Source organism: Maribacter sp. 6B07, assembly GCF_002700155.1.
GTDB lineage: Bacteria > Bacteroidota > Bacteroidia > Flavobacteriales > Flavobacteriaceae > Maribacter > Maribacter dokdonensis.
Genome location: NZ_PDUT01000001.1, coordinates 495,919 through 514,880, shown reverse-complemented (window position 1 = coordinate 514,880; position 18,962 = coordinate 495,919). Strand labels below are relative to the sequence as shown.

General features: G+C 36.0%; 17 protein-coding genes. 16 read left to right on the top strand and 1 reads right to left on the bottom strand.

All coding sequences use genetic code 11. The annotated features are described in order from the left end of the window. Window positions 1–123: 123 nt before the first annotated feature. Entirely contained in the window at window positions 124–3,051 is a 2,928-nt protein-coding gene (locus tag CSC80_RS02140) for a PEP/pyruvate-binding domain-containing protein (protein ID WP_343224326.1), read from the top strand. Window positions 3,052–3,159: 108 nt separating this feature from the next. Next, window positions 3,160–4,419 (top strand): serine hydrolase, encoded by a 1,260-nt coding sequence (locus CSC80_RS02135; protein WP_099189476.1) that lies wholly within the window; start codon window positions 3,160–3,162, stop codon window positions 4,417–4,419. Between the two features lie 30 nt (window positions 4,420–4,449). On the opposite strand, the gene CSC80_RS02130 is transcribed toward CSC80_RS02135, so the two are convergent. Next, the gene (locus CSC80_RS02130; RefSeq protein WP_099189474.1) at window positions 4,450–5,928 is read right to left on the bottom strand and encodes a helix-turn-helix transcriptional regulator; all 1,479 of its coding nucleotides are present in this window, start codon (window positions 5,926–5,928) and stop codon (window positions 4,450–4,452) included. Window positions 5,929–6,055: 127 nt separating this feature from the next. Between CSC80_RS02130 and aceB the strand changes: the two genes are divergently transcribed. The 14 genes from aceB (at window position 6,056) to CSC80_RS02060 (ending at window position 18,952) form a co-directional block, all read left to right on the top strand. Next, entirely contained in the window at window positions 6,056–7,654 is a 1,599-nt protein-coding gene (aceB, locus tag CSC80_RS02125) for a malate synthase A (protein WP_099189472.1), read from the top strand. A 70-nt stretch (window positions 7,655–7,724) separates the two neighbouring features. Beyond that, window positions 7,725–9,356 (top strand): isocitrate lyase, encoded by a 1,632-nt coding sequence (locus CSC80_RS02120; RefSeq protein WP_099189470.1) that lies wholly within the window; start codon window positions 7,725–7,727, stop codon window positions 9,354–9,356. Window positions 9,357–9,502: 146 nt separating this feature from the next. After that, entirely contained in the window at window positions 9,503–10,066 is a 564-nt protein-coding gene (locus tag CSC80_RS02115) for a TetR/AcrR family transcriptional regulator (protein ID WP_099189468.1), read from the top strand. A gap of 75 nt (window positions 10,067–10,141) precedes the next feature. After that, the gene (locus tag CSC80_RS02110) at window positions 10,142–10,690 is read left to right on the top strand and encodes a carboxymuconolactone decarboxylase family protein (RefSeq protein WP_091606309.1); all 549 of its coding nucleotides are present in this window, start codon (window positions 10,142–10,144) and stop codon (window positions 10,688–10,690) included. 101 nt (window positions 10,691–10,791) lie between these two features. Continuing rightward, entirely contained in the window at window positions 10,792–11,784 is a 993-nt protein-coding gene (gene gap, locus CSC80_RS02105; RefSeq protein WP_099189466.1) for a type I glyceraldehyde-3-phosphate dehydrogenase, read from the top strand. 71 nt (window positions 11,785–11,855) lie between these two features. Continuing rightward, window positions 11,856–12,170 carry an EthD family reductase gene (locus tag CSC80_RS02100; protein WP_099189464.1) on the top strand — a complete coding sequence of 105 codons (315 nt, stop codon included), beginning with the start codon at window positions 11,856–11,858 and terminating at the stop codon, window positions 12,168–12,170. Window positions 12,171–12,173: 3 nt separating this feature from the next. Continuing rightward, window positions 12,174–12,818, top strand: coding sequence for a DsbA family oxidoreductase (locus CSC80_RS02095; protein WP_099189461.1), 645 nt, complete (start codon window positions 12,174–12,176; stop codon window positions 12,816–12,818). Between the two features lie 20 nt (window positions 12,819–12,838). After that, the gene (locus CSC80_RS02090; protein ID WP_099189459.1) at window positions 12,839–13,192 is read left to right on the top strand and encodes a DoxX family protein; all 354 of its coding nucleotides are present in this window, start codon (window positions 12,839–12,841) and stop codon (window positions 13,190–13,192) included. A gap of 5 nt (window positions 13,193–13,197) precedes the next feature. Further along, window positions 13,198–13,926: a haloacid dehalogenase type II gene (locus tag CSC80_RS02085; RefSeq protein ID WP_236973306.1), complete on the top strand. Its 729-nt coding sequence runs from the start codon at window positions 13,198–13,200 to the stop codon at window positions 13,924–13,926. Between the two features lie 69 nt (window positions 13,927–13,995). Continuing rightward, on the top strand, window positions 13,996–14,649 hold the full coding sequence (locus CSC80_RS02080) for a hypothetical protein (RefSeq protein ID WP_099189455.1): 654 nt from the start codon (window positions 13,996–13,998) through the stop codon (window positions 14,647–14,649). A gap of 324 nt (window positions 14,650–14,973) precedes the next feature. After that, window positions 14,974–15,453, top strand: a complete 480-nt coding sequence (locus tag CSC80_RS02075) for a hypothetical protein (protein ID WP_180268572.1) — start codon at window positions 14,974–14,976, stop codon at window positions 15,451–15,453. Window positions 15,454–15,566: 113 nt separating this feature from the next. After that, a complete protein-coding gene (locus tag CSC80_RS02070) occupies window positions 15,567–15,938 on the top strand; it encodes a DUF2200 domain-containing protein (RefSeq protein ID WP_099189451.1) in 372 nt (123 codons plus the stop codon). 50 nt (window positions 15,939–15,988) lie between these two features. Continuing rightward, a complete protein-coding gene (locus tag CSC80_RS02065) occupies window positions 15,989–16,513 on the top strand; it encodes a DUF4269 domain-containing protein (RefSeq protein ID WP_099189449.1) in 525 nt (174 codons plus the stop codon). 168 nt (window positions 16,514–16,681) lie between these two features. Next, window positions 16,682–18,952, top strand: a complete 2,271-nt coding sequence (locus CSC80_RS02060; protein WP_180268571.1) for an ATP-binding protein — start codon at window positions 16,682–16,684, stop codon at window positions 18,950–18,952. Window positions 18,953–18,962: the final 10 nt, after the last annotated feature.

The following is an 18,962-nucleotide window of genomic DNA, read 5'->3' as shown; positions in this document are numbered from 1 at the left end:
ATAATGTTAAATAGCTGTAAACCAGTTCGCTATTTTTTGAATAATGAAGTAAAATATTTTTGGATAACACTATTTAATAGAAAAATTACGTACTACCTTTACTATATTAAACATTAGTATACATTGAAAAACTATACATCTCCTCTACAATTTTCGCTGGTTACAATAGTGTGTTTTTTAGCATCTAATTTTGGTTATTCGCAAGACAGGGTATCTACTGATAATATTCAACAATGGGTTCAAAAATATAAGGCGGATATAAGGGGTCCGTATAAAGATATTCGTTGGTTCTGTACGGATGGTAGTATTAGACAACCAAAAGACCCCTGCCCGGATAATATTGGTCCTGGCGTGCAACATGCCCGTTATAAAGATGAAGTGGTCTCCTTGGGTGAGACCAATCATATTTATTTAGGTCAAATTTTGGCATATACGGATATTGATGAGCTGTGGGATGCCGGTCATAACCACTCGCGCTTAAAACAATATCAATTGGATAAGTATTTGCGATTGGTAGATAATGGCTGGATCAATCAAAAAGGGCAGTTCTATAGAGGCTCGGTACAGGTAGAAGACGAAGAGGCATGGGGAATCGATTTTTATAAAACTATTTTGGCAGATGATAAAGTTCTGCTCAATAACTATTATCTCATACGCCAATCTTTAAAGGATATTCCCCATAACGGTGATGATAATGTTGCACAATTAATGCGAAGCCAATCTAAGGTAATTTCGGATATATACACACCGTTTATGGATCTTAGAACCAAGATCCATAGTCAGCCGGAAAAAGCCGATATTCAAAAAGTAGTAGATTTTAAAACGAAACATCAAAAATCATTGACAACCGATTTAAATAAGAAATTAGACGGATTGGTAACTACGATGAATACGTTTTTTAAACCGGTTGATGTTCAGGCGTTGCTTAATACTTCAAAACTGGTTAAAGGAACTTTATTGGGAGATAAAGTACAATCTTTTATAAATGCAAAGGCAGATAATGACAACCCGTCCTATATAGTGAATGAAACGGCTCAATTACTTTTAGATATCAGGGAGGATCTGTTAACAGAAAAGCGGTCCTTGGCACGTTTGCAGTTATTGGATATTTCTTTGAAGTTAGAAGAGTTGCTATTTCAAAACGCGCCTAATTGGGAGCCCGATACAGTTAGTGGTCAGTTAGAAAAAATATGTGCATTGACCACGGCATCTGTGGGTGCAGGCTATCTAGAACTGTGGGAGTGGGAGCAGATTTCTGGTACGCTCAGTAAATTTGGTGAAAGTAAATTGACATTGGCAGAATTGACACAAGTGCTAGAAACGGCAAGATCTGCCGTGGAGTGGAGCGCGGCGACAGTTAAAGCCAATTATCAAGAAGTAGTAAATACGTATACCGCTTTTGAGCCTAAGTCTTATGCATTTATAGATGATAGAATTAGGGGTTCCGTTGCTTTGCATTTAGGGCAAAGTGTGGGGCAGTTGGGAGATTTTATATCTAAAGAATCCGCTTTGACCAATAAGGTTATGGATATTACCAATCAAAGTACCTTCAGGGGGTTGAACCCTGGTTATGCCTTTGGTGAATTGGTGGTAGTAGATGGTTCATCTGAAGATATTGAGGTATCGGCAGATAAAATTTATATTTTTCAGCGCTCTCCGTCAGACCTAAAACCTGTGGCAGGTATTGCCACTGTGGCTGAAGGTAATATGGTATCGCACGTACAATTATTGGCGCGTAATTTAGGTATACCCAATGCCGCCCTATCTGATCAGAATCTTCAGAGTTTAAAGAAGTATGATGGTGACCGTGTATTTTATGCGGTTTCAAATAAAGGGAACGTGATCTTAAAACCAGAAGCGCAAATGACAGATCAGGAACGCGGACTGTTCCTAAAGAAAGAACGAAATACCGATAAGATAGAAGTGCCAGTTGAGAAAATTCAATTAGGCACTACAGATGTGCTGAATATGCGAGATGTTGATGCAAGTGATTCTGGTGCCTTATGCGGACCAAAAGCCGCTAACCTAGGTCAGTTGAAAAAGATGTTTCCAGAGCAAGTGGTAGAGGGGTTGGTAATACCTTTCGGGATCTTTAAAGATCATATGGATCAAACCATGCCTGGCGAAAATACTTCGTATTGGGAGTTTTTAAATAGCATGTTTAAAGAGGCTGAACGTATGAGAGGTGCAGATGTGCCTGAACCCGAAGTTGAAAATTATCAATTAAGACAATTGGAGACGCTAAGAACAGCAATTAAAAAAATGCCTTTAAAAGAAGATTTTAAAAATCAATTGGAGACTAAATTTAAATCGGTTCTTGGTGCTGAATTTGGTAAGGTTCCTGTATTCTTACGTAGTGATACCAATATGGAAGATTTAAAGGAGTTCACCGGTGCCGGACTAAACTTGACTTTATTCAATGTGCTGGACAAAGAAAAGATTATTGAGGGTATTAAAGATGTTTGGGCATCGCCATATACAGAGCGAAGTTTTAAATGGCGCCAAGTGTATTTGTTGAATCCAGAGAATGTATTCCCTTCTATCTTGGTGATCCCAAGTGTAGATGTAGACTACTCGGGCGTTTTGATCACAAAGGGCATTAATTCAGGTAATGATAAAGACTTGACCGTTGCATTCAGTAGAGGTGCGGGCGGTGCTGTTGATGGGCAGTCAGCGGAAACATATACTATTTATAGAGATAACGGATATCGCTTATTGGCTCCTGCGCGTGAAGCCCTATACAATACGCTTCCCGCTACAGGTGGTACGGGCAAAAAAATAGCCACTTTTGAGCACAGGATTTTGAATGAAAAGAACATGGCTGATATTAAAACTTTGGCAAAGACCATTAGAGAAACAATGCCAAAAGAAACGAATTCGGATTATGAGGGTGCTTATGATGTGGAATTAGGTTTTAAGGAAGACAAATTATGGTTGTTTCAAATAAGACCGTTTGTTGAAAATAAAAAAGCGTTGAGTTCTGGGTATCTGGAATCCATCACCCCAAAAATTAATTCGGCAAAAGAAATTTTGCTGAGCACAAAAATATGATATGAAAAGAAATTGGTTTTGTTTGTTAGCCATATGTTTTCTTGTTTTTACGGCTTGTAATTCAGATGTTACATACAACAATTTTTAAAAGTTGGTTTAGATATGAGTATGAAGAAAATTATAGTTTTATTAGTTGTTGTTTTAAGTGCATCCGCATTTACAACATACAAATATTACCCAATTGACGGTTACGAGCGCACAGGTATTAAACGCTTAAAACGATTGGAGCTGATCAAGAGCGGAGAGATTAAAGATGCATCGGCTTTACCTGTCGGTGCCATGAAATCGTACAACGATATTCAATTGAACTTGCTGTCAAGAAAGAATGATAGCGCAATGGGGCTAATGCAGGTAGATGCAGATTTTCAGAAGGAGATCAGTGCCTTGTTTCGTGGTTTGGATAAAAGTTATTCGTTAACGGTTTTAGATATATCGGACCCAGAAAATGTTCGCTATGCAGAACGAAATGAGACTGCTGGCTATCAGCCAGGTTCTGTAGGTAAGTTGGCTGTGTTATTGGGCTTATTCACACAGTTGGAAAAAATTTATCCAGATTCATTTGAAAAAAGAACGGAGCTACTCAAGAATAAATCTGTCAAAGCCGGAGTTTGGGGCTTAACGGATGAACATACCATTCCTATCTATAATATTGAAAAGAATACCTTGGTAAAACGTCAAGTAATTGCCAGCGATGTGTTCTCTTTATATGAATGGGCAGATCATATGCTATCTGTAAGTAACAACGGTGCGGCAAGTATAGTATGGAGAGAGGCGCTGTTAATGGCAGCATTTGGTGAAAAGTATCCGGAGTTGACACAAGAAGAGGCGGATGTTTACTTTAAGGAAACTTCTAAAAAAGTGCTGACAGATTTGAGTATTGATGTGGTTAATTTGCCTTTACGTGAATTGGGCATTACATCAGATGAATGGCGGTTGGGTAGTTTCTTCACTAGAGGTGCAAATACCTATGTGGGCGATAAAGGCGGTAGCATAGGTTCACCACAGGGTTTAATGAAATTCTTGGTTCAATTAGAACAAGGTAAGGTAGTAGATGAAGCATCAAGTTTAGAGATGAAACGATTAATGTATATGACCGATCGTAGAATTCGCTACGCACAATCGCCAGTTTTGAAAGAAGCCGCTGTATATTTTAAATCGGGCTCTTTGTACAAATGCGATAGAAGTAATGGGGAGGCATGCGGAAAATACATGGGCAACGTTACCAATTTCATGAACTCGGTCATCATTGTTGAGCATCCGGATAATTGTAGGTATATGGTGGTGTTAATGACCAACGTACTTCGTAAAAACTCTGCCAGTGATCATATGTATTTAGCGGGTAATATTGATAAAATTATTAGAAAATAGATTTACGATCAATCAGTTTCCTAATACATATTATGATTTAAACTTGTTATGTAGTTCCTCTACAATTGTGGCTACTTTTTTGTTTTTATCAATTCTATCTAGAACTATTGCAGAATTTTGACGTTCCTTACAGTTTTTAATGGCGCAGCGCTCACAAGTAACGCCAACTTGCTGCGTTTTAATACTTGGATCGTTTAAAAACTTCACTTTTTTAGAAAGTTGTTTGTTCATTAAAAGTCCAATGCTGATAGTTCTGTATTGATTGTCCTTAAATGGATCCTTTGTTGCAGATGATAATACAATGTACTGGTTGCCCTCGCCTTGGTAATTAGATATTTGAATATCGAATTCATGCGTTTTTTGACTCGTTTTAATATCGTTCAAGACCTTTAAAGATACCCAACGACGACAATAATGTTCATTGGTTTCATTTGCTCTGGGCGAATGTTGATGAGAAAGATGAAGTTCTTTTTTTAGATGGTATTTTTTGCTGCCCAATCTATGGGTAAACCTTAAAAAGAAGAGATTTTGTATCGCAAAAAAATTAGGTAGAATATTGGTTAATCGCTGGTAAAAAGATTCTGGCGATGCATTATAATTGTCAATTATGGACAAGAACTTATCTGCATTAAATTTTCCTTCTTTAAATACCTCTTCTAATTGTGGAGTCAGCTGCGTTTTGGGTATTAGTAGGGCGCCTGCAAAATAAGAAGCGTAAAAATTATTCAATACTTGGTCAAAATTTTCAAATTTTATCCAAGGAAAAGAATAAAGTCTATCTGTATATGCTAAAAAGTTATAACCTATTTCTTTTGCATAAATAAAAGCACGTTGAGCTTCATTAATATCGGCAGAGAGCAGTAAAGTTTTAGTTTCCGGAACAAAAAGAGATCTTAGGTTTTCCAAAGCCTCGTATTTTTCTAATTCTCCATTGTTAATAATATATCCATATTCTTCTATTAGTATTTCTTCTAAGTCTTTTGAAGAAAGTTTTTTTGATAAATCTAAATGATAGGCTTTTGCAAATTTGAGAACCTCTTGCTCTAAATTTTCGAAATAGTTGTTGTTTGCCTCTTGGTAAGAACGTAAAGACGCTAAGAAAAAACTTTCTCTACTAAAACTATAATGTTGTGCAATTTCTATAATGGTGCTTATGAATGCATTGACTTTTGCCGGGGCGTTAGCTACAATATCAATTAAGTCACTTTCTTTAATGCCAAACAGATCAAGTGGTATTTCTTTTAAAATTTTAGACTGTAATAAATCACCAATAGGGGCAAGATTCTTATCTAGCTTTAAAGAAACCATTTGATCATAGGGTACCTCTAATTTTTCAGAAAGTAAGATGATCTTATCAGGTTTTGGATATTTTTTTCCTTTCTCGATCTCATTAAGATAAGATTTAGAAAGTCCGCAAATTTTAGATAAGCCAAATAATGACAAATCCTTTTCTGTTCGTATCTGCTTAAGTTTTAAGCCGAAAATGAGTTTTATATATTCTTGTTCCATATTAAGATTTTAAAGATACTATATTTTGCGTACAACAAAAATAAAGTGAATTTTATCTATTTAGCGAACGTTCGCTTGTTTTGTAAAATATTTTATTTTATCATTGTGTCAACAAAAACTTTTAATAATGGAAAACACGATTTTAAAACATCCGAAAATTCAGTTCGCGAATCAGGTTCAGCATTACTATCCTGAGATTTTAACAGATAACGCTTTAGCGTTTCTTACGGCACTCCATGAAAACTTTAATGAGAAGAGATTACAGTTGCTCAAAAACCGTGAAGTCCAGCAAGAAGTCTTTGATAGTGGTAAGTTTCCACAATTTCCAAAAGAGACGAAAACTATTCGTGAGGGAGTTTGGACTGCAGGAGGTATACCAGAAGATTTACAGGATAGAAGAGTGGAAATTACCGGTCCGGTTGGTCGTAAGATGATTATTAATGCTTTAAATTCCGGAGCTAAAACATTTATGGCAGATTTGGAGGATAGTAATTCTCCTAGTTGGAAAAACAGTATTGAAGGGCAACAGAATTTAATGGATGCCAATACAAAGACCATTAGTTTAACAGATACAAAGAGGGGGAAATCATACCGATTAAATGAAGAAACGGCTGTGCTTTTAGTGAGACCAAGAGGTTTGCACTTAAATGAAAGACACTTGTTGATTAATGAAGAAGAGGCTTCTGGAAGTTTGGTGGATTTTGGGTTGTACGTTTTTCATAACACCAAGACCATGATGGAAAAAGGAACGGCACCTTATTTCTACCTTCCAAAATTAGAGCACTATACAGAAGCTCGTTGGTGGAATGAGGTTTTTGAATATGCCCAAGAGTATCTAAACGTGCCAAAAGGTACATTTAAAGCAACTGTTTTGGTAGAGACCATTACCGCTAGTTTTCAATTGGACGAAATCATTTTTGAATTGAAAGATCATATCGTAGGATTGAATTGTGGTCGTTGGGATTATATTTTCTCATACATTAAAAAGTTTAGAAACCACCCTGGTTTTGGGGTGCCCAATAGAGATCAGGTTACTATGACTACCCCGTTTATGGATGCCTATGCAAAATTGGTCGTTCAAAGATGTCATAAGCGTGGCATACTTGCTATTGGCGGTATGGCGGCACAAATTCCTATCAAGAACAATGATAAAGCCAATGCGGAAGCCTTGGAGAAAGTGCGAAAAGATAAGGAACGCGAAGTACAAAATGGTCATGATGGTACATGGGTAGCACACCCTGCACTAGTAGAGGTTGCTATGAGCGAATTTAATAAGCACATGCCTACACCAAACCAAATGCATGTTTTACGTGAAGATGTAAATGTGACGGAGGAGGATTTGGTTGAGATTCCAAGAGGAACTATTACAGAAGCCGGAATAAGGAAAAATATCAACGTAGGTATTTTGTACACCGAAGCTTGGTTAAGGGGACATGGTGCAGTGGCACTATATAATTTAATGGAAGATGCCGCAACGGCTGAAATATCGAGAACGCAAGTATGGCATTGGTTGAAGAATGAAGTTATTCTTGCCGATGGGCGCCAATTGAATAGTGATTTGTTTACAACGATATTTGATGATGAGGTTGAAAAGCTAGTTACCGAGGTTGGTGAAAATAATATGAAGAACACCAAATTTGAGTTGGCTATAGAGTTATTCGATGAGCTCGTGGTTTCAGATGATTTCGAGGAATTCTTGACCTTACCTGCCTATAAATTCATTTAAATAAAACGATCCTGCCATTGCGGCAACAATGTACAGGATCTCATTATTAATAATAACGTAATTCAAAATTATGAAAAATTTAGAACAAAGCATGTACAGTTCGGCATTGGAGACTGTAAGAAACCTAAAGCAAAAGTACGGGGACACTTGGAATGACATCAACCCTGAAAATGCCGCTAGAATGGTCGCTCAAAATCGTTTTAAAACCGGTTTGGATATTGCAAAATATACAGCAGGTATTATGAGAAAGGACATGGCGGATTATGATGTAGACCCGTCTAACTATACACAATCTTTAGGTTGCTGGCATGGTTTTGTGGCTCAGCAAAAAATGATTTCCGTTAAGAAACATCATAAAACGACGAGTAAAAGATACTTATACCTTTCTGGTTGGATGGTGGCGGCCTTGCGTTCAGAATTTGGACCATTACCAGATCAATCTATGCACGAGAAAACTGCAGTATCTGGTCTAATTGCGGAAATCTATGATTTTTTACGTCAGGCAGATGCTATTGAATTGAACGATTTGTTTAGAAGATTGGAGAATGGGGAAGACGTTCAAGATGAAATCGATAATTATGAAACCCATATTGTACCCATAATTGCCGATATAGATGCTGGTTTTGGTAATGAAGAGGCTACTTATTTATTGGCTAAAAAAATGATACAAGCGGGTGCATGTGCCATACAAATAGAAAATCAGGTTTCAGATGCTAAACAATGTGGCCATCAAGATGGTAAAGTAACCGTACCTCATGAAGATTTCGTAGCAAAACTAAATGCAGTACGATATGCTTTTATTGAATTGGGAATTGACGATGGGGTAATCGTAGCAAGAACGGATTCTGAAGGTGCGGGACTTACCCAGAAATTGCCGGTAAGCCAAGAGCCGGGTGATTTAGCTTCACAATATTTAGCTTTTGTAGAGGCAGAGGAAATTGCGATTTCAGAGGCTCGTGAAGATGATGTACTATTAAAAAGAGACGGTAAATTGGTGAGACCGGTTCGCTTACCAAACGGATTGTATAAATTTAGAGATGGTACTAATATAGATAGGGTAGTTTTAGATTGTGTTACCAGTTTGCAAAATGGTGCAGATTTACTGTGGATAGAGACACCAACACCTAATGTAAAACAGATTGCCCATATGGTAAACAGAATTAGAGCTGTAGTACCTAATGCAAAATTGGTTTACAATAATTCTCCATCATTCAACTGGACATTGAATTTCCGTAATCAAGCGTATGATGAAATGCTTGCCGAAGGTGAGAACATGACCGAATATGATAGAAATAATTTAATGGCAGAGGAGTATGATGATACAGAGCTGTCATACAGGGCAGATCGTAAAATTAGAAGCTTTCAGGTAGATGGGGCTAGAGATGCCGGTATTTTTCACCACCTAATTACACTACCAACATATCATACTACGGCTTTACATATGAGTGACCTTACCAAGGGTTATTTTGGTGAAGAAAGTATGCTGGCATATGTGAAGGGAGTGCAAAGACAAGAAATTCGTAAAGGTGTTTCTTGTGTAAAACATCAAAGAATGGCAGGGTCTGATCTTGGTGACGATCATAAATCTTTCTTTGCAGGCGATAAGGCTTTAAAAGCAGGGGGCGAAAAGAATACGTCTAACCAGTTCGATGCCGGTGCCAAAAGTAAAAATAGAGAAAAAGAAGTAGGCGTTTTGTCTTAATATATGTGGTTTTGCTTACTTTTCTTAAATGGGTCAACCTACGGGTTGACTCATTTTTTTGTTTAATATTATCAAAGTACTAAAACCAAGTTAAATATTTTTTTATAACAAAGCAGTTGCTTAGTTTTGTAGTGTAATTAGAATTAATGGCACGCAAAAAACAATATAACGAAGCTGAAGTCATAGAAAAGGCTATGCGTCTGTTCTGGCGTAATGGCTATGAAAGCACTTCCGTTCGTATGTTGGAGAAAGAAATGGGTATTAATCAGTTTTCCATTTATGCCAGTTTTAAAAATAAAGAGGGTGTTTTTCTAGAGAGCATTAAACTGTATAATGCAAAGATCAAGTCCATAACAAATATCTTGGGAAACTCTACTAATGGGGTAGAGGGTATTAAAGATTATTTTTTGGATTTTCTAGATTTCTCTAGGGAAGGAGCCATTTTTAAAGGTTGCTTGGTGACCAATACGGTAAATGAGATTAAAGAAGATACTAATCCGGTAATCATGGCCGCATTAAAACGGTTTTCATTAAATATTAGAAAATTGTTTGTAAGGAATCTAAAACAAGACGACCAAAGGGATGTAAAAGAAATAGAAGCGCAAGCAGACTATTTAATGAACGCTCTTTTAGGTTTGTCCATTTCATCTAAAGTATTTAGTGAGGAGGAATTAAAGGGCATTATTAAAATTACGTTTTTACACTTGTAACATTTTTTTTGAACAATAACTAAGCGATTGCTTAGATTTAACATAACTATAATAAACATTAAAATTAGAAAGAGTATGACAACTTTAAAAGTACACAACATTGAATCTGCACCTGAAGGTAGTAAGCCATTATTAGAAAATTCTCAAAAGTCATTTGGAATGATTCCTGGTCTTCACGGGGTATTGGCGGCATCACCAAAAATTTTGGAAGCATACCAAACGTTACACCAATTATTTACTGAAACTTCTTTTAATGAAGAAGAATTGACCGTGGTTTGGCAAACGATAAACGTAGAGCATGCATGTCACTACTGTGTACCGGCACATACTGGTATTGCCAAAATGATGAAAGTTGATGATACCATTACAGAAGCATTACGTAACGAAACACCGTTGGCCGATGCAAAATTAGAGGCTTTAAGAACAATGACTTTGACCATTGTGCGTAACCGTGGTAATGTAACACAGGAGGATCTTGATGCTTTTTACGCGGCAGGTTATGGTGAGCAACAAGTATTGGAAATTATTTTAGGATTATCACAAAAGGTAATCAGTAACTATACAAATCATATTGCACATACACCAGTAGATGAGCCTTTCAAGAAATTTGAATGGTCTAAATAATTTGGTTTCAAGTTCCCCGAAACCATTTGTTGATTGATTGTTGATAGCCTTCTGTCTTAAGGCAGAGGGCTATTTAATTTTAATAAACTAAATACACAGAAATGAAAAAAATAGCAATAAACGGAATGGGGCGTATAGGTCGCGCTTCTTTAAAAGTAATTTTGGATACTCCAGAGTTAGACTTAGTAGCGGTAAACGACATTGTTTCCATAGAGAATATAGCTTATTTATTAAAGTATGATTCGGTTTATGGAATTTATGAAAAAGAGGTTTCGCATGATGAGAACAATTTGATTATAGACGGAAAGAAAATTCAATATAATTCACAACGCAATCCTGAAGATTTACCTTGGGCAGAACACGAAATTGATGTTGTAATTGAAAGTACCGGTTTTTTTACCAAGAGTGAGGATGCCAAAAAACATATTAAAGCTGGTGCAAAGTCTGTAATTATATCAGCACCTACTAAGAGTGAAGATATACCAACGGTAGTTCATGGTGTAAACACAGAAGCTGGTGAAACTAATATATTTTCATGTGCTAGTTGTACCACCAATAATATTAGTCCCGTAGTAGAAGTATTAGGTCGTAGAGTGGGTATTAAAAAAGCCATAATGACTACCGTACATGCGTATACTGCCTCTCAAGGTATTGTAGATGCACCTTCACAAAAGAATTTGAGAATGGGTCGCGCGGGTGCGGCGAATATTGTGCCGACATCTACAGGTGCGGCTATTGCGACAACCAAAGCTTTGCCAGAATTTGCTGGTAAGTTTGATGGTGTTGCACTACGTGTGCCAATTCCTGTTGGGTCAATGTCAGACTTAACTTTTGTTACCGAACGTGAAGTAACTCCTGAAGAAGTAAATGCTATTTTTAAAGAAGAAGCGGCTACGGATAGGTATAAGAATATTTTGGATACTACAGATCAGCCTTTGGTTTCTTCTGATATTGTAAAGAATCCGCATGCATCTACCGTAGATTTGGGGATGACCAGAGTAGTAGATGGCGATTTGTTGAAAGTGATGACCTGGTACGATAACGAATGGGGATTCACCAATCAAATGATACGTCAAATTTTGGCAGAAAACTGAATTAAATTAGGTAGCTAATCTTGACATAAAAGATTGGCTATCTTTATTTATCAACTTAAATAACAAACAACATGATAAAAGTATCCGTAATGTATCCAAATAGCGAAGGCGTAAAGTTTGATACGGAATATTATAAGAACACACACTTGCCAATGGTTCAAAAACTAGTGGGCAGTGCATTGAAAGAATTGGAATTGGATTTAGGTGTTGGTGGCAGAGTACCGGGCGATGCTGCACCATACGTAGCCATTGCTCATTTAAAATTTGATGATGTAGCTTCATTTCAAGCTGCTTTTGGTCCGCATGCGGCAACATTTGCAGCGGATGTCAAGAACTATAGTAATGTGCAAGGTGAAATTCAAATTAGTAATTTGATTACATTTTAAGTGATGAAAGAGAAATTGAAAATAGATATTGTATCTGATGTAGTTTGCCCTTGGTGTGCCATTGGGTATAAACGTTTGGAAAAAGCAATTGAAGAACTGGGAATTGAAGACCAAGTAGAAATTGAATGGCAACCGTTTGAACTGAATCCGGGTATGCCGCCAGAAGGTCAAGACCTGACCGAACATATTACAGAAAAGTATGGTTCTACTATAGAACAGCAACAGGAATCGCGTGAAAACATGACAGATATCGGAGAAGAACTAGGATTCAAATTCGACTATTTTGAAGGTATGCGTATGGCAAACACTTTTGATGCTCATGTGCTATTGGAATATGCCAAAGATTTTGGTAAGCAGAACGAGCTGAAATTACGATTAATGAATTCGTTTTTTGGTGAGCGAAAAGATGTATCTGATAAAGATGTTTTAAAGCAAGCGTTACTAGATGTTGGTTTAAATGCAGAAGAAGCATTGGCCAGGTTAGATAATGAAGAAGCTAGATATGAAGTCAGAAACAAACATGGCGAGTGGAAGAATTTGGGTGTAAATTCAGTGCCTACTATAGTCTTTAACATGAAAAGTGCAGTTACAGGTGCGCAACCTGTTGCTACTTTTAAGCAAATACTGGGAGAACTTATTTCCGAATAAACCATATAAACTTTTGAATCATGAATATTTCAAATAAAATTATATACTACGTAGCCACTGGTATATTTACATTGGTAATGCTATTTTCTGCGGGTATGTATTTTTTTAATCATGAATATGTAAAAGCGGCTTTTACCAGTTTAGGCTACCCAACCTATTTAATATATCCTTACGCTACGGCTAAACTAATAGGCTTGTTCGCTATTTGGAATCCAAAGTTTTACTTGATCAAAGAATGGGCGTATGCCGCATTTTTCTTTGCCGTTGTACTGGCATTTTTTGCGCATATAATGGTAATTGATGGTGAACAGACGGCAGCCGTTATTGCCTTGCTTTCATTGATCATTTCATATATCTTTAGTAAAAAGGTATAATGGAAATGAACAATAGGGAAATACATAAAACTATAGTAGATGGGTCATTAAAGGGTATTCGTCCTAAAGTCTTGTTCTTTGATGTAAATGAAACCCTATTGGATCTTAGCGCAGTTAAAAAAGAAGTAGGTAATGCATTAGGCGGTAGGGAAGATTTATTACCGCTTTGGTTTACCACCATGCTACAATATTCATTGGTAGTTTCCGCCAGTGGAACTTATGAACCGTTCGGTCATATTGGAGCGGCGGCATTACAAATGGTAGCGGCAAATCATAATATTGAAATTTCAAAAGATAATGCTCGTAGGTTAATAGGCGAGTCCATCAGTAATTTACCTGCACATCCAGAAGTAAAAGAGGCGCTTAAAAAGCTAAAAGCGGCAGAATTTAAGTTGGTAGCGTTTACCAATTCTTCCAAGACTTTATTAAAGAAGCAATTTGAACATGCCGGGCTAACCGAATATTTTGATGAACTTTTGAGTGTTGAGGAAACCGGAAAATTTAAACCATTTACGGAAACCTATACTTGGGGAGCCCAAAAAATGGGTGTACTACCTAATGAGTGCATGCTGATTGCCGCCCATGGCTGGGATGTGGCAGGTGCACAATGGGCAGGCTGGCGGGCAGCCTTTGTAAATAGACCTGGGCAACAACCTTTTCCTTTGGCTAAACAAACAGAAATTTTTGAAGACAATCTGCTACAGGTAGCCAAAACATTAATGATTTATGATTAATGGTCTTGTCAAAATAAAAAGTGGACAGATTATGTATATTTGCCGCACCATTAACTAAAGCGTATACATATGTTTAAAAGAACACTAGTAATTGCATTCGTTGCCATTTCATTAATTTCTTGTTGGAAAGACAAAAGTCCAGAAGACCTAATTCGTTTAAAGGATAAATTTAAATCGCAGGTAAATGCTTTTGAGAACAAAAAGGAAACTGCAAATAAGAATGTGAACAAAGGTCTGGAATCCTTAAATGCATTAAAGAGTGCCTTAGAGGATACTAAAAATGAAGATAAGGAATTTGCAAAAGTGTATGGAGACTGGGAGAAAGTAGATCGTAGGGTTAAAAACCTAACGAAGGAATATGAAGACTTAAAGGAAAAAGCTTCCAATTTATTTACGGCTATGGAAACCCAAACCAATAGCTTAAGCGATGAGACCAGTAAAAAAACCTTGTTAGGGGCAATTGAAAAAGCACGTACAAAATATAATGGTACACTAGCCAATACCTCTAAAGCGATTGATAAATTAAGATTACTGCATGGCGATGCCGTTGAGGTAGTAAAAGCATTGGAGGTAGCTGCAGCACTTTATTCTTTTGATAATATCAATGATCAAATGAAAAGCATTGAAGGTCGTGTAGATGGAATAATGAGCGAGCTGAACGTTGCTGTTGTAGAAAGTAAAAAACTGTACGAGAAAAAAATAACAGAGTTAGGAGAAGAGTAATACTATATTTTCTCACTAATTATAAAAGCCAGTATTGTCAAAATACTGGCTTTTTTATTCCATTTATTTACCGAAAGTGATTTAAAAAGTTAATCCGTTCAAAGAAAATACTGTTAATCTCCCATCACATTTGGTAAAAACCTTTGTTAAATTAATAAAAAACATTATAAATATTCTTAAAACCTAAAATCACATATTGTGTACCATCATAAGGACCTCGCCAAAATATTACTAGATGTTAGTCATTTAAATTGCTATCTTTTGGTGAAAATAGGAATCATTACTGATTACGCCAATGCGCAATTGATCAAATCTTTTTTAAACATGAAAAAAATATTGTTATTTATAATATTGGCAGTAGCGCTCTTAAGTTTTAAGAAGTTAGAAAAAAATGGTTCTAAAGAAAAATTGACTGAAACTGAATTGAAGTCTATCAAAGAAAACTACAATTGGATTTCTAAAGAGTTCTTGATTATTAATTTTAGAATGCCAAAAAGCAGTTGTCATTATAATAATTATTCAGATTTAAAAAAATCTTCTACATGGTGGACTAGTTATTATGCTAAAATGAAATTAGTTAACGTGCACAACGTGTTTGTATATTCAGATAAAAAGAAGGCAAAAAAAATTATTGATTCTAAAGCTCATTTTGAGGATGTCAATTCTTTTATATTAAATAACTTTTTTTCTAGAAGCAAAGCTTGTTATGGAATTGTTGTCGTTAATGAAAGTGGAGAGTTTAAGAAAAAAGCTGGAGAATATACGCAAGAGAATATTTTAGAATTAATTAATAGCCTGAAATAACTAGATTTCAAATTAGCAGTGAATATATTTTTTTAAAGTGATTTCGTAAATTGAATTATTAAATGAAAGGATAGTAATGAGTTTTAAGAAGTCATGAGTCAATACTTTTAATTATGAAGGTAACACCAGAGAAAAATGAAAAGGTTGCAAATATGATTTTTGCATCTATTTACCCACTTTATTTGGCTAGATTAGAAAAGAACGGACGAACAAAAGAAGAACTTGATCAAGTAATAGAATGGCTTACCGGTTTTGATAATAATATGATTCAGACGTTTATTGATGAAAAAGTGACTTTTGAAGTGTTTTTTCAAAAAGCTAAAATTCACCCGAATGCACATTTGATCAAAGGTGTGGTGTGTGGTTATCGTATTGAGGAAATAGAGGATGAGTTTGAAGTCTACAAACGATGCAGGCAAATGGAAAAGCTAATTGATGAGTTGGCAAAAGGACGTAAAATGGAAAAAATTTTACGTGTTGCATAATTAATTGTAAGGAAGATTTTTCACTTATTTATTAGCCTACAAAATTCAAAATGCCAAAACACAATTTTAAAAGTTTAGATTATTTACTTCATGGAAATGAACGTCAAAGATCTGCGTTTGAAGAAATGAATAGGCTTCAGATTTTTAAGACCTTACAACCATTTGACCCGGTGTTAACGGGTACTTTACCCATAGGTGTTGATATACCTAGTAGTGATCTAGATATTATTTGCGAGTGTGTTGATCATAATGCTTTTGCAGAGGTATTGGTCCATGAATTTGGGTCATTACACAATTTTAAAATTTCTACAGCCTACGCCAATAACCTAAAGGCGACTATATGTGAATTTGAATTTGGGTCATTTGTTGTTGAAATCTTTGGGCAAAACCTGCCTACTGAAGAGCAGAATGCTTATAGACATATGATCAAAGAGCATTCGATTTTACTGGAAAAAGGGGAAGAATTTAGGAAACAGATCATCGCGCTTAAACTACGGGGCATTAAAACCGAGCCTGCTTTTGCAGATTTACTAGGCTTAGAAGGAGACCCTTATAAGGCAATTTTAGACTATTGAAAGATATAGTATCCCATTGTTTTCTTCAGCGGAACTATTAGTATTTCGCGGTTAAAAAATCTTTTTATTTTTTTGTACTGAAGACCTTATGTTGGTATTAAAATAAGCTATATTCATTGATTGAAATTTTAATGGTCGGTAATACCCCCTTTTAAACTGATGCTAAAAATGACAACCTTATTCTCAAAAGAGACCATGATGAAGTTGAAAGCCCTAATCGCTTCCGCAAAAACATATGTTGTACTATTAATTTTGGCTATAGGGCTTCTATTGTATACGGTGAGCGTAGGTTACAAGCAGGTAAATAGACTTCATGAAACCGGAGATATGGTTGCACATACATTGGAGGTGCAGCGTACTATTGTAGAACTTTCGGCTAAATTTCAAGAGCTGGAATCCTTACAACTAAAGGTTTTTTTAAAAGAGGATAGTAGCAACTTAAGTGGTATTGTAGTTTCAGAAATGGAGCAGACTATAGAGAGGTTAAAGCTGCTAACTTCAGATAACCAGGCCCAACAAGAGCGTGTAAAGGTCTGGGAGCAATTGTGCGATAAAATTAGTAGTGAGGTAAATACGGTAGAGTCTACAGATAGTATTGCTGTCATTGATAGTATAGAAGCTAAGGATAGTGTGGAGATCAACCTGGCAAGCAAAAGGTATCAGCGTATTGGTAGAATCTCTAAAATTGTAGAGGAATCTCAGATTCTTAAAGAGAGAATGCTATCCGAAGAGAATTATTTAATGGTGGCCCGTAAAGAGGAATACACTTCTCAATCATTTTTGACACCTATGTCATCATTATTGGTAGCTATTACTGCTTTAGGTATTTTTCTAATTGGTTTTATTAGTATTTACAAGCAAAAAGGTGAGATTCAAGAGGTTAATAATCAGGTTTTTAATCAGAACAAAAAATTACAGGAAACTGAAGAGTTTTTAAAAGGGGTATATAAAAGTTCTAACAATGTTATTAGTCATTTTGAGCCTATTATGAATGGTGAAAAGAACATTGTAGATTTTCAGTTTAAATATACTTCAGACGCTATTGAAAAAGTAACGGGAGAAGAACAGGATGACATTATTGGAGGCTCTCTTTTACAATTGTATCCAATGGTTGTTGAAAACGGACTTTTTGAGATTATGAAAGAGTGTTTTTTAAGTGGTGAAAATCAAGAACATGAAAGTGTTTACATGTTCGAGAACCAAACGAAATACATTCATAATACCGTTGTAAAATCTGCCAATGGTATCACCAACACCGCGTGGGATACTACCAAGGTCAAAGAAGCTGAAAAGGTTCTACAAAAATTAAATGAGGACCTTAGCCTGCAGAATACCATTTTTAAAGAAGCGGAAAATGTAGCAGGTGTGGGTAGTTTTATCTGGTACCTGGATGACGGTAGTGCTACGGTTTCAGATAATTTCTACAGAATACTTGGGGTTAAGCCCAATAGTTTTGATGTAACTTTTGATGCCTATAAAGAGTATGTACATGCAGATGATATTTCCATATTTGAATCTCTAGGGACCAATACTGAAGATAGCGGTAAATCAACGGTTTTCACTTATAGGGTTTTCACTAAAAATAAGGGAATTAGATATCTGGATCTAAAAGGGAGAAATTTGGAAATTGACAATAGACCGGTTTCCGTGGGTATTGTACAAGATATCACAAGTAGAATTGAAAAAGATAGGGAACTTATTGAGAGCTATGAAAAGCTCAAACAAAGTAATGAAGAATTGGAGTCTTTTAATAGGGTAGCCAGCCACGATCTACAAGAGCCATTAAGGAAAATACAGATGTTTATTTCTCGCATAGAGGATGATGAAGAAGGTAAGACACCCAATGCAGGTTCAGCTTATTTCAATAAAATTAAGGCAGCTACATTTAGAATGAGAGAGCTCATTCAAAACCTATTATCGTATTCACGGATAGATAAGATCAATTCTAAATTTGAGCAAATAGAATTAAACGATACAATTGAAAAAGTTGAAGACGAGCTTTCGCAATTGATAAAAGATACAAAAACAGAAATCTCCTATTCCGGCTTACCGCTGTTATATGGTATTCCTTTCAAAATTGAACAATTATTTACCAATTTGATCAGTAACTCCATCAAGTATAGAAATAAAGATATTGCGCCCCAAGTACATATTGTATCGGAGAAATTAAGAAGTGATACCATTGCCGAAAACTTTGTAAAGAACGCCGAGTATTATTATAAAATTTCCCTGCGAGATAATGGTATCGGTTTTGATCCTGAATTTGCTAGTAATATTTTTGAGGTTTTTCAAAGACTACATTCTAAGAACGAATATTCGGGTACGGGTATAGGTTTGTCTATCTGTAAAAAAATAGTTGAAAAACACAATGGTTATATTCATGCCGTTAGTAAAAAAGGGGAAGGTGCTACTTTTATTATTTACTTGCCCGTACAATAATGCATGGTAG

What these genes read in the sequence shown, in the direction of transcription:
- CSC80_RS02135 (WP_099189476.1), top strand. Translation starts at nt 3,160, where the DNA reads ATGAAGAAAATTATAGTTTTATTAGTTGTTGTTTTAAGTGCATCCGCA.
- CSC80_RS02130 (WP_099189474.1), bottom strand. Translation starts at nt 5,928, where the DNA reads ATGGAACAAGAATATATAAAACTCATTTTCGGCTTAAAACTTAAGCAG.
- aceB (WP_099189472.1), top strand. Translation starts at nt 6,056, where the DNA reads ATGGAAAACACGATTTTAAAACATCCGAAAATTCAGTTCGCGAATCAG.
- CSC80_RS02120 (WP_099189470.1), top strand. Translation starts at nt 7,725, where the DNA reads ATGAAAAATTTAGAACAAAGCATGTACAGTTCGGCATTGGAGACTGTA.
- CSC80_RS02115 (WP_099189468.1), top strand. Translation starts at nt 9,503, where the DNA reads ATGGCACGCAAAAAACAATATAACGAAGCTGAAGTCATAGAAAAGGCT.
- CSC80_RS02110 (WP_091606309.1), top strand. Translation starts at nt 10,142, where the DNA reads ATGACAACTTTAAAAGTACACAACATTGAATCTGCACCTGAAGGTAGT.
- gap (WP_099189466.1), top strand. Translation starts at nt 10,792, where the DNA reads ATGAAAAAAATAGCAATAAACGGAATGGGGCGTATAGGTCGCGCTTCT.
- CSC80_RS02100 (WP_099189464.1), top strand. Translation starts at nt 11,856, where the DNA reads ATGATAAAAGTATCCGTAATGTATCCAAATAGCGAAGGCGTAAAGTTT.
- CSC80_RS02095 (WP_099189461.1), top strand. Translation starts at nt 12,174, where the DNA reads ATGAAAGAGAAATTGAAAATAGATATTGTATCTGATGTAGTTTGCCCT.
- CSC80_RS02090 (WP_099189459.1), top strand. Translation starts at nt 12,839, where the DNA reads ATGAATATTTCAAATAAAATTATATACTACGTAGCCACTGGTATATTT.
- CSC80_RS02085 (WP_236973306.1), top strand. Translation starts at nt 13,198, where the DNA reads ATGAACAATAGGGAAATACATAAAACTATAGTAGATGGGTCATTAAAG.
- CSC80_RS02080 (WP_099189455.1), top strand. Translation starts at nt 13,996, where the DNA reads ATGTTTAAAAGAACACTAGTAATTGCATTCGTTGCCATTTCATTAATT.
- CSC80_RS02075 (WP_180268572.1), top strand. Translation starts at nt 14,974, where the DNA reads ATGAAAAAAATATTGTTATTTATAATATTGGCAGTAGCGCTCTTAAGT.
- CSC80_RS02070 (WP_099189451.1), top strand. Translation starts at nt 15,567, where the DNA reads ATGAAGGTAACACCAGAGAAAAATGAAAAGGTTGCAAATATGATTTTT.
- CSC80_RS02065 (WP_099189449.1), top strand. Translation starts at nt 15,989, where the DNA reads ATGCCAAAACACAATTTTAAAAGTTTAGATTATTTACTTCATGGAAAT.
- CSC80_RS02060 (WP_180268571.1), top strand. Translation starts at nt 16,682, where the DNA reads ATGACAACCTTATTCTCAAAAGAGACCATGATGAAGTTGAAAGCCCTA.